We start from the raw sequence: 11,710 nt of genomic DNA, 5'->3' as shown, positions 1-11,710 counted from the left end.
CACCTGATCCCATCCCGAACTCAGCAGTGAAACGATGCATCGCCGATGGTAGTGTGGGGTTTCCCCATGTGAGAGTAGGTCATCGTCAAGATTCAAACAAAAGCCCCTGTCTGCATTGCAGACAGGGGCTTTTTCTTTTCCGGGCTACAGTACCCTGGCGTGACCGCTAGCGGGCGAGTTGTTTGTCCAGGTAGTTTCTGATCACCCGCGATCCATTGTTCAGATGCTGCTCCAGCACCCTTACCGCCTCGTCGACCAATTTGTCAGCGGCTGCATCTACCAAGGCGTTATGGTCGTCCTGGGTCAGCTTGCCCAGCCCCATGGAGGACAGATGAAACCGCAAGAAGCGTTCCTCCTCGTTTAGCTCGTTTTCGATAAGACGCAGCAGTTTCTGATTGGAGGCCTTGCCATAGAGCGCCATGTGAAAGAGCCGATTGAGACGGCCGATTTCTGCATGGCTGGTTTCGTTCTCCAGTTGCTGGATATAACCACGGGCACTGGCGATGTCATCGGCATCGAGAAGCGGGATCGATTGGCGCAGCGCTTCGCTCTCCAGGAGCACGCGTAATGCATAGGTGTCGACTGCGTCTTCGCCAATCAGGGGTGCGACCACTGCACCTTTGTGCATTTCCACCTTCAGCAACGATTGCGCTTCCAGCTGGCGCAGCGCCTCGCGCACCGGCATGCGGCTGACACCGTACAAGTCGGCAATTTCCTGTTGGCGCACGGCGGTACCAGGTGGCAGGCGGCCATCGAGAATGGCGCTGCGCAGGCGTTCTTCAATAACGCTACGGGCCTGGTGTGCTGGCAGTTGTTCGCAGGCCAGCACGTTAGTAAGTTTGATTTTCTCGGCCAAGCGAAGTGTGCCTCGACGACAAAAAGTTGGATCCAATGACCCTAGTGATAGGTAGGGGGCCTGTCAAACCCGCGCTGGCGAAGGAGCGAGCGGCTTAGGTTCACAATTATGGTGGATGAGTTCTTCTGGCAAAGGAAGCGACACCCCTTAGGCATTAACTATAAAGTTGTACCTGGCCGACCATCGGCTACATGATTGCGCGGTGCCATTGTCTTTTAGGTGGCCAAGCCGCACCATCGCTGCTTTGGAATGACCTGAACAGGGCCTCGCAGTGGCGATTACCTGGCTGCTCAAAACCGCCGTGCGACGTTTCGGCCTTGCCCTGCTGCTAGGTAGCTTGCTGCTGGGCGGTTTGCATGCGGATTGGGATTTTGCCGAGATCAGCCGCAAGTCCGAGGCCCTGTATGGCCCATTGGGTAACGGCAAGGGCCGCATCGATGCCTGGCAGCGGTTGATGGCCACACAGAGCCAGGGCAGCGAGATGCAGCGCTTGCAGGTGGTCAACCAGTTCTTCAACCAGCAACTGCGTTACGTCGAAGATATCGACCTGTGGCACGAGGTCGACTACTGGGCCACGCCGATCCAGGCGCTTGTAAAAGGCGCCGGCGACTGCGAGGACTACGCAATCGCCAAGTATTTCAGCCTGCGGCGCATGGGGATCCCCAGCGAGAAGCTGCGCATCACCTACGTCAAGGCTTTGCGCCAGAACCGCGCGCACATGGTGCTGACCTACTATTCAAGCCCACAGGCGCAGCCGTTGGTGCTCGACAGCCTGGTGGACGCAATCAAGCCGGCCAGCCAGCGCACCGACCTGCTGCCGGTGTACGCCTTCAATGGTGAAGGTCTGTGGCTGACCGGCGCTGCGGGCAACAAGAAGGTCGGTGATACCAAGCGCCTGTCCCGTTGGCAGGACCTGTTGAAGAAAATGCAGGCCGAAGGGTTCCCGGCCGAACCGGTTTACTGAAGGAGCACAGATGTCACTGTTCAAACAATTGCTGTTGGCCATTTGTCTGTTCCTGGTCGTCGCGTTCAGCGGCAGCTTCATGGTCAGCCTGGAAAGCTCGCGCAGCCAGTACGTCAACCAGTTGCGCTCGCATGCCCAGGATGCGGCCACTGCGCTGGCACTGTCACTGACGCCGAATATCGATGACCAGGCGATGGTCGAGCTCATGGTCAGCTCGATCTTCGACAGTGGCTACTACGCCAGCATCAAGGTGGTCGACCTGAGCTCCAATGCCGTGCTGGTCGAGCGCCATGCAGAGCCGGACCCTGGCGGTGTACCTGGCTGGTTCATCAGCCTGATCGGCCTGGAAGCGGCCGGTGGCGACGCCCTCGTCAGCCGTGGCTGGCAGCAGGCGGCGCGGGTGGAGGTCATCAGCCACCCGATGTTCGCCATCGGCAAGCTCTGGCAGAGTGCCCTGGGCAGCCTAGGCTGGCTGCTGCTGTGCGGTGCCGCCAGCGCCGTGCTCGGTGCCTTGCTGCTGCGCCGTCAACTGCGTCCGCTGGAGTACATGGTCGAGCAGTCCCATGCCATTGCCCGCCGCGAATTCCTAAGCCTGCCGGACCTGCCGCGCACACCGGAGCTGCGTCGCGTGGTGCAGGCGATGAACCAGATGGTCGAGAAGCTCAAGGCGCTGTTCTCCGAGCAGGCAGAACGCAGTGAACGGCTGCGCGCCGAGTCCTACCAGGACAGCCTGACCGGGCTGTCCAACCGCCGTTATTTCGAGATGCAGCTCAATGCCCGGGTCAGCAACCTGGAAGAAGCGCGTTCCGGCTACCTGCTGCTGTTGCGTGTGCAGGGCCTGGCAGGGCTCAACGCGCGCCTGGGTGGCCAGCGCACCGACCAGCTGCTGCAGGCGGTGGGCGAGCAACTGCGCCGCGCCTGTGCGCATTACCCGGAAACCAACGACCTGATTTCCCGCAGCCGTGGCGGTGAGTTCGCGGTGTTGGCGCCGGGCATGGTGCATGAGGAGGCCATCCAGCTTGCCCAAGCCCTGGAAATCGCGTTGCAGAGCCTGCACGAGACCGGGGCCAGCGATATCCAGCCGGTGGCCTGCATTGGCCTTGCGCCATTCCACCCGGGCGATGAGCCCCAAGCCTTGCTCAAGCTGGCCGACGAAGCGTTGGCGCGGGCCGAGAACCAGCCCCTGCCGGGATGGGTGTGCCTGGAGCAGGGCGTGGCAGATGTGGCTGGCGATACCCAGCACGCCTGGCACACGCGGTTGGATGAAGCCTTCGTAAACGGCCAGTTTGCGCTGTTCTTCCAGCCGGTGGTGGATTCCAGGGATACCCAGCGCGTCTTGCACCATAAGGTGATTTCGCGCCTGCTGGACGACCAGGGCAACGCCCTGCCGGCTGGCCGCTTCCTGCCCTGGCTGGAGCGCTTCGGCTGGATGTCACGGCTGGACGAGCTGGTGTTGGAGAAGGTGTTGACGCACTTGCGCAACCATGACCAGATGGTGGCGCTGAACCTGTCGGCGACGACCCTGGCCGACCCCAAGGCCCTGCAACGGGTGTACGAGCTGCTGGGGCAGAACACCGCGCTGGGTTCGCGCCTGACCTTCGAGATCGGCGAGGAGCAACTGCCCGAGCAGGCTGCGCTGGAAGCACTCACCCGCCGTCTGCACGGGCTGGGCTTCGGCCTGGCGCTGCAGCGCTTCGGCGGGCGCTTCAGCATGATCGGCAACCTCGCACACCTGGGCCTTGCCTACCTGAAGATCGACGGCAGCTACATCCGCAACATCGACCAGGAACAGCACAAGCGGCTGTTCATCGAGGCTATCCAGCGCGCGGCGCACAGCATCGATCTGCCGCTGATTGCCGAGCGGGTGGAAACCGAAGGCGAGCGGTTGGTGCTGGTGGAGATGGGTGTCGGTGGCATCCAGGGGCAGCTGGTCGGCGAGCCGGCGCCCTGGCGTTGATCGAAGAATGCCGGGGCGCAAGGCGCACCCGGTAATTTCAGATCAAGCCGCCTTCCTCTTCTTCCTCGATCAGGTTGTTCAAGCTCCCCAGCGCCTTGCGCGCGGTGGAGCGGTTTAGCAACTTGGCCTGCGCCCCCGCCGGCAGGTCGGTGATGCTGAACACGCCCTTGGCCGTGAGTACTTCGATCAGGTCCTCGAGCACACGGATCATATCCAGGTCGCTCTGCTTGAGCTGCTTGAGGCTGTTTTCGACAACATCGTCGGCAAACCACCCCTGAATCTCGGCATGGTCGGCCGGCAGGACTTCCGTGTGGTCGGCGTACGGCACGGGTTCGACCCGCTGCAGTTGCCCTTTCTGGTCGCGTTGCACATAGAACAGTGCTTCCATCCTCGTCACCCCGGTTCCTTCATGGTGGTTCCTGGCGCAGCATAGGCAGCTTTGACCTGCTGCGCCTGCCAGTCAGCTGTTGTTGTTATCGATCTTGATGGTTGGGTCTGCGCCGCTGATCAGCGAGTTGATGCTGGTGTTCGACCAGTTCACCCCCTCCAGCTTGATCGACACGTCAGCATTGGCCAGCCCGCCGGCTGCATTGAGCTTGCCTTCTGTGCTGATCTGCAGGGTCGATTCGCCGCCCACGGTGGTGATTTTCAGGTAGTTGTCGATGGTCGTGCCACGTTCCCCCTGCAGCAGGTCGGTCAAGTCGAGGCGGTCGCCTTCGCTCAGCTTGAAGTCCTTGATCACATCCTGGCCGATGTCGCCGGCTTTCCACACGAAGGTATCTGCACCGGCACCACCGCTGAGCATGTCATTGCCCTTGCCACCGGTCAGCACGTCGTTGCCGGCCCCGCCGAACAGCAGATCGTTGCCTTCACCGCCAAGCAAGGTGTCGTTGCCGGTGCCGCCGAGCAAGATGTCGTTGCCTTTGCCGCCATCGATGTAATCGTTGCCGCCCTGACCAAAGAGGATGTCGTTGCCACCGCCCCCCATCAGGGTGTCGGCGCCGTCATTGGTGCGCGATAGGTCGAAGTCGGTGTAATGCTCGCTGATGTATTGATGCATCACCTTGGCATCCACCAAGCTCGTGTCCACGCCTAGCTTCGTCGCGACGAAGGCCTGGACTGCCTCGATGCCGCTACCGGGGATCGAGTCGAAACTCACCAGGTCGCCAAAGATGATGTCGTGTCCGTCGCCACCACTGATGGTGTCGGCGCCGGCGATGGTCTGGTCGGTGTGGCCGAGGATCGCATCGGAGATCTTGCTCGGGTCGACGTTGACTTGGGGTACCCCGTCGCTGTCGAACGGTTTCAGGTCGGTGCTGCTGATGCCTGTACCCACGCCGACCGCCTCGACCGACGATAGCGCCGCGAGCAGGGCGAAGCTGGAGGTGGCGTTGCTCAGGGTATCGCTGGTCGTGGTGCTGCCGGTGCCCGCCAGCTTCGACAGCTCATAGCCTCCGTTGCCTTCGGCGTGAATCAGGCCGGTGGTCACGGCGCTCCACTTGTAGCTCAGGCTTAGCAGGTCGAAGCTGCGGGTTTCAGCGGTGAGCTTGCCGGTGGCGTCGATCGACACCCGGTTATTGGTGTCCAGCTGATAGTTGGTCAGGGTGTCGCCCATCTTGTAGCTGATGTTGCCAAGCAGTGTGTCGAGCTTGACCGAGCTGTTGGCCAGTGCCGGGTTGGTCTGCTCGCCGGTCTGGTAGTAGGTCGGCTGGCCGTCGGTGAGGAAGTAGGTCTGGTTGGTGCCGGTGACGCCTGCATTTTTCAGGCTCTGGAACCAGTTGGCCGTCGTCTTGAACGCATCCTCGTAGTTGGTGCCACCGTCTGCGCTCATGCCGCTCAGGGCGTTGAGCAGGGTCTTGAGGCCGGCATCGTTGAGGGTCACTGCAACGGTGCTTTTGACCTGCGTGGCGAAGTCCACCAGCAACACGTTCACCGTGCCGACCCCGGTGGCCTTGGCATCCGCCAGCAGGGCCTGGAATGTAGTGGCCAGGGACGCCTTGGTCGCCTCGATACCGGTACTGCTCATGCTGCCCGAGGTGTCGACGATGAAGGCGAGGTTGTAGTTGGTACCGGCGGTCATGTGCAGGCCAGCGGTGTCGGCGATGATGATGTCGTCGCCGTAGGTGCCGGTTGTACTGTCATTGGCGATGGTCAGCTGGGAGGTGGTGTAGTTGTCCGGGTACACCGTGACCTTGAGGGTGCCCTCGGTGGTGGCAAAGCTACCGCCGACCGACTCGGTGGAGGTCGAGGTGACCTTCACATCGAACTGGCCGCTGTAGTAGGCCGGTGGCTTGATCGTCAGGCTGTTCAGGGTCCAGCCGCTGACGTCGACTGCCGTGGCCCCCACGGTAGCGCTATGCCCGGCGCTGTCGCTGATCACCGAACCTGCCGGAATGCCCGCCAGCTTGACGCTCAGGGCCTCGGAACCATCGGTGTCAGTCAGGCTGCTACTGATGCCCACCAGCTTGACGCTGCCGTTTTCCGGCCCTTCGTTGAGCTTGTAGCCATCGTAGTAGCCCTGGCCACTGCTGCCGTGCAGGTCGGATACCGTAACCCCGGCGTTGGCCAGGGCGGTGACGTTCGGGTACATGGCGATGCTGGTGCTGTTGAAGTCACCCACCGCGCCGCTGCCAACCTTGATATTGATGTCGTAGCTGCCCGGGCCCGACTGGTTGGCGTGGTAGACCTCCAGGGTGTAGTAGCCGCTTGTGGCTGGTGTATAGGTGCCCGCCACGGTGCCTCCCGTGCCCCAGGTAGCAGTTACCACGTTCTTGCCGCCGATGTTCACCAACAGGCTGTCGTCGGCAGTCCCGCTGAAGGTGTAGGTCTTGCCGGCTTCCAGGTAGACCAGGCCGGAGGTCTTCGAACCGCTTTGTGCGGCAACGCTGGCGTCGGACTGCACATTGGTGGTGGTCTCGGACTTGGTGGCGGTGCCGGAATTGGTGAAGACCGTTTTCAGCGCATCGCCGGTAATGCCATTGCCGTTGGTTCCCAGGCCGGTCAGGGTGGTCCAGGTTTCCTTGGTCAGGCCCAGCGAGTTGACGTTGTTGCTACCGATACTCAGGGTCGGCGTGTCAGCGACCGGGGTGATATCGACTTTCAGCGTGGTTTCGCTGCCTGGGGTAATACCGTCGGTGGGTTTGAACCTGATCTGTGCATAGTCGGCCTGGTTGTTTCCCACGCCAGAGCCGCCATAGCCATCGGCACCGGACTGGTTGGCCAACGGCACGAACTTGAGCTTGCCGGCAGCGATGTCGGCCTGGCTCACGGTCTGGTTGACCGTCACGTTCACCCAGGTGGTGCCGTTGTTGTACTGCAGGGTGCCGAGTGTAGGCAGCTGGGTGAAGGTGACGCCCAGGCTTGAGGTCGGGGTGTCGGCGTCAGTGACGTTGAAGTGGCTCCAGTTCAGCACCAGCGCGGTGTCCTCCACACCGGTGACGATACCTCCGGTGGCCACCGGGGCATCGTTGACCGCCACTACGTTGACCGTGGCGGTCGCGGTATTGGACACATTGACACCGTCGGTGACCGTGACCGTGATGATCCGCGGCGTGGTGCTCGGGTCCTCGCTGGTGTTGACGAAGGTGATGTTCTTGATCGCCTGCATGTAGTCGGCCAGCGAGGCGTTGCCTGTCAAGGTCAGTACTACCTTGCCGGCGGTCACGCTGGAGGTGACGGTGATGCCGTTGACGCTGCTGCCCAGGTTCAATGCATCGCCGGCCTGGGCATTGGTCAGAGTCACAGTGGCACCGGTCATCTGCGAGCTGTCGAAGTCGGTGATGGAAATATCCAGGTCACTGATCGAGTTGCCGCTGCCGTTTTCGGTGAAGGTGGTCTGGAAGTCAGCGCCCGACTTGCCGCTGGAGTCGTTGGCGTCGAGGTCCAGCACCGGGGCAGGCTCGTAGAGTTGGGTAGTGATGCTGCCTGCGGTAGGGCTGATGACAAGCCCCTCGAAGTTGCCGCCTGTGGCCGAGTCGATCTTGATGGTGAATTGTTCGGTGCCCTCGGCGATGTTGTCCTTCAAGGTCGGGATGGTGAACGTGGCCTGGTTGCTGTTGGCTTTTATCGTCACCGTGGCCACACCAGTGTAGTCGCCGCCGTTGGTGGCGGTGCCGCTGTAGCTCAGCTTGACTACCACGTCGGTCTGCGGCGCATTGCTCAGGGTCAGCGTGTAGGTTGCGTTGTTGCCCTCGGCCACGGTGGCTGAGCCGGTGATGCCAAGGGTGGTGGTGTTCAGCGTGTCGGTCACGGCGGTGACCGCCGGCGCCGGGTTCACTACCAGGCTTTCGAAGTTGCCGCCGGTGGCGTTGGTGATCGTGGTGCTGACCGTGGACGTGCCGATGTAGGCGTCGTCGGCTGGCGCCGCCACGGTGATGCTTCCGGAAGACTGGCTGGCGCCGATGGTGATGGTCTGGCCGTTGCTTAGCGTGACGGTTACCGTCGACTGCGCAGCATTGGTCAGGGTGGCCGTGTAAACGATCTGGCCACCCTCGGCCACGCTTGGCGTTGCCGACAGCGACACCGTGGTGGTGTCCTGCACATCTGTGACGCTGGTGCTGACTGGCGCTTTATTGGCGACCAGATTTTCGTAGTTGCCGCCGCTGACACTGGTGATGCTGTTGGTGACGGCCGCGTGGCCTTGATAGACGTCGTTAGTCACGGCACCCGTGGCAGTACCGGAGCTCTGGCCAACCGGAATGGTGATGGTCTGGCCGTTGGCCAGAGTTACCACGACGGCGGAGCCGGTGACTGGCGCCGTCACTGTGGCGGTGTAGATGATCGTGCCGCCTTCGGCCACCGACGGCGTGGCGGTCAGGCTCACCGTCGAGGTATCGACAGTATCGGTAACGTTGGTCACCGCTGGCGTGCTGTTGATCGCCAGGTTCTCGAAGTTGCCACCCGAGGCATTGGTGATCCGTGCGCTGACCTGTCCGGCATCGAGGTACGGATCATCGGCTGGCGCGGCAACGGCGACGCTCCCAGAGGTCTGATTGGCGGCGATGGTGATGGTTTGGCCGTTGCTCAGGCTTACAGTTACCGCCGACTGCGCAGCATTGGTCAGGGTAGCGGTGTAAACGATTTGGCCACCCTCGGCCACGCTTGGCGTCGCCGTCAGCGAGACGGTGGTGGTGTCCTGGACATCGGTAACGGTAGTGCTGACTGGCGCCTGGTTTGCTACTAGGTTTTCGTAGTTTCCGCCACTGACGCTGGTGATGCTGTTGGTAACTGGCGCGTGGCCTTGATAGACGTCGTTGCTCACGGCACCCGTGGCGGTACCGGAGCTTTGGCCGACCGGAATGGTGATGGTCTGGCCGTTGGCCAAGCTGACTATGACCGGGCTGCCGGTGACCGGTGCGCCTACTGTGGCGGTGTAAATGATAGTGCCACCTTCGGCCACGCTGGGCGTCGCCGTCAGCGACACCGTTGTTGTGTCCTGTACATCGGTAACGGAGGTGCTGACCGGTGCCTGATTGGCGACCAGGTTCTCGTAATTGCCACCGCTGACGCTGGTAATGCTGTTGGTGACTGATGCGTGGCCTTGATAGACATCGTTGGTGACGGCTCCCGTGGCGGTGCCGGAGCTCTGGCCAACCGGGATGGTGATGGTCTGGCCGTTGGCCAAGCTGACTACGACCGGGCTGCCGGTGACCGGCGCATTTACCGTGGCGGTATAGACGATGGTGCCGCCTTCGGCCACAGACGGCGTGGCCGTTAGCGAGACGGTAGTGGTGTCTTGTACGTCGGTAACGGAGGTGATGGCCGGTGCCTGGTTGGCGGCCAGATTTTCGTAGTTTCCGCCGCTGACGCTGGTGATGCTGTTGGTAACTGCCGCGTGGCCTTGATAGACATCGTTGGTGACGGCACCCGTGGCGGTGCCGGAGCTCTGGCCGACCGGAATGGTGATGGTCTGGCCGTTGGCCAGGCTGACTACGACTGGGCTGCCAGTGACGGGCGCACCTACTGTAGCGGTGTAAACGATAGTGCCGCCTTCGGCCACGCTGGGCGTCGCCGTTAGCGACACCGTTGTTGTGTCCTGTACATCGGTAACAGAAGTGCTGACCGGTGCCTGATTGGCGACCAGGTTTTCGTAGTTGCCACCGCTGATGCTGGTAATGCTATTGGTGACTGATGCGTGGCCTTGATAGACATCGTTGGTGACGGCACCCGTGGCGGTGCCGGAGCTCTGGCCGACCGGAATGGTGATGGTCTGGCCGTTGGCCAGGCTGACTACGACTGGGCTGCCAGTGACGGGCGCACCTACTGTAGCGGTGTAAACGATAGTGCCGCCTTCGGCCACGCTGGGCGTCGCCGTTAGCGAGACGGTAGTGGTGTCTTGTACGTCGGTAATGGCGGTGCTGACCGGTGTCTGGTTGGCGACCAGATTTTCGTAGTTTCCGCCGCTGACGCTGGTGATGCTGTTGGAAACTGCCGCGTGGCCTTGATAGACGTCGTTGGTCACGGCACCCGTGGCGGTACCGGAGCTCTGGCCGACCGGAATGGTGATGGTCTGGCCGTTGGCCAAGCTGACTACGACTGGGCTGCCGGTGACCGGCGCGCCCACTGTTGCCGTGTAGATAATGGTCCCGCCTTCCGCCACGGACGGCGTAGCAGTCAGGGTGACGCTGGTGGTGTCTTGGACATCGGTAACGGAGGTGCTGGCAGGCGCCTGGTTTGCAACCAGGTTTTCGTAGTTTCCGCCGCTGACGCTGGTGATGCTGTTGGTGACTGCCGCGTGGCCTTGGTAGACGTCATTGGTCACGGCACCCGTGGCGGTACCGGAGCTTTGGCCGACCGGAATGGTGATGGTCTGGCCGTTAGCCAGGCTGACTACGACTGGGCTGCCGGTGACAGGGGCGCCCACTGTCGCGGTGTAGATAATGGTCCCGCCTTCCGCTACGGACGGCGTGGCGGTCAGGGTGACGGTGGTGGTGTCTTGGACATCGGTAACGGAGGTGCTGACCGGTGCCTGATTGGCGACCAAGTTCTCGTAATTGCCACCGCTGACGCTGGTAATGCTGTTGGTGATGGCCGCGTGGCCTTGGTACACGTCGTTAGTGACGGCACCAATGGCCGTACCGGAGCTCTGGCCAACCGGGATGGTGATGCTCTGCCCGTTTGCCAGGCTAACTACGACCGGGCTGCCGGTGACAGGGGCGCCCACTGACGCGGTATAAATAATGGTCCCGCCTTCCGTCACGGACGGCGTTGCCGTTAGCGAGACGGTGGTGGTGTCTTGGACATCGGTAACGGAGGTGCTGACCGGTGCCTGGTTGGCGACCAGGTTTTCGTAGTTTCCGCCGCTGACGCTGGTGATGCTGTTGGTGACTGCCGCGTGGCCTTGGTACACGTCGTTGGTGACGGCACCCGTGGCGGTGCCGGAGCTCTGGCCGACCGGGATGGTGATGGTCTGGCCGTTGGCCAGGCTGACTACGACCGGGCTGCCGGTGACCGGTGCGCCCACTGTTGCCGTATAAATAATGGTCCCGCCCTCGGCCACGCTCGGCGTTGCCGTCAGCGAGACGGTGGTGGTGTCCTGGACATCGGTAACGGAGGTGCTGACCGGTGCCTGGTTGGCGACCAGGTTTTCGTAGTTTCCGCCGCTGACGCTGGTGATGCTGTTGGTGACTGCCGCGTGGCCTTGGTACACGTCGTTGGTGACGGCACCCGTGGCGGTGCCGGAGCTCTGGCCGACCGGGATGGTGATGGTCTGGCCGTTGGCCAGGCTGACTACGACCGGGCTGCCGGTCACCGGCGCGCCCACTGTCGCCGTGTAGATAATGGTCCCGCCTTCCGCCAAGGACGGCGTGGCGGTCAAGGTGACAGTGGTGGTGTCTTGTACATCGGTAACGGAGGTGCTGACCGGTGCCTGATTGGCGATCAGGTTCTCGTAATTGCCACCGCTGACGCTGGTGATGCTGTTGGTGACGGCAGC

5 protein-coding genes and 1 rRNA gene are annotated in these 11,710 nt (G+C 62.2%); 3 read left to right on the top strand and 3 right to left on the bottom strand.

Translation table 11 applies throughout. The annotated features are described in order from the left end of the window. A 5S ribosomal RNA gene (gene rrf / locus ACQKPS_RS26585) occupies positions 1–91 on the top strand; the annotation flags it as partial. Between the two features lie 75 nt (positions 92–166). Here the strand turns inward: rrf and ACQKPS_RS26580 are convergent. After that, complete coding sequence (locus ACQKPS_RS26580; RefSeq protein ID WP_254482516.1) at positions 167–856, bottom strand: GntR family transcriptional regulator; 690 nt, start codon at positions 854–856, stop codon at positions 167–169. 271 nt (positions 857–1,127) lie between these two features. On the opposite strand from ACQKPS_RS26580, the gene lapG reads away from it, so the two are divergent. Together lapG and lapD are read left to right on the top strand one after the other, a co-directional pair. Then, positions 1,128–1,820 carry a cysteine protease LapG gene (gene lapG, locus ACQKPS_RS26575; protein WP_427606240.1) on the top strand — a complete coding sequence of 231 codons (693 nt, stop codon included), beginning with the start codon at positions 1,128–1,130 and terminating at the stop codon, positions 1,818–1,820. A gap of 10 nt (positions 1,821–1,830) precedes the next feature. Further along, positions 1,831–3,777, top strand: a complete 1,947-nt coding sequence (gene lapD / locus ACQKPS_RS26570; RefSeq protein ID WP_427606238.1) for a cyclic di-GMP receptor LapD — start codon at positions 1,831–1,833, stop codon at positions 3,775–3,777. A 37-nt stretch (positions 3,778–3,814) separates the two neighbouring features. Here the strand turns inward: lapD and ACQKPS_RS26565 are convergent, their stop codons facing one another. Both ACQKPS_RS26565 and ACQKPS_RS26560 read right to left on the bottom strand, forming a co-directional pair. Beyond that, positions 3,815–4,156 (bottom strand): hypothetical protein, encoded by a 342-nt coding sequence (locus ACQKPS_RS26565; protein WP_054887217.1) that lies wholly within the window; start codon positions 4,154–4,156, stop codon positions 3,815–3,817. A gap of 81 nt (positions 4,157–4,237) precedes the next feature. Next, positions 4,238–11,710: immunoglobulin-like domain-containing protein (locus tag ACQKPS_RS26560; RefSeq protein ID WP_427606236.1), on the bottom strand; the 7,473-nt coding region annotated here is incomplete at its 5' end.

Origin of the sequence: Pseudomonas sp. NPDC086566, from assembly GCF_050280885.1 — a bacterium.
Classification (GTDB): Bacteria; Pseudomonadota; Gammaproteobacteria; order Pseudomonadales; family Pseudomonadaceae; genus Aquipseudomonas; species Aquipseudomonas vlassakiae.
Note: the sequence above shows the minus strand (reverse complement) of the source record. Positions and strands in the feature narration are given on the sequence as shown.

Bases quoted from the DNA above. Each gene is read 5' to 3' on its own strand.
- lapD (WP_427606238.1), top strand. From the start codon at position 1,831: ATGTCACTGTTCAAACAATTGCTGTTGGCCATTTGTCTGTTCCTGGTC.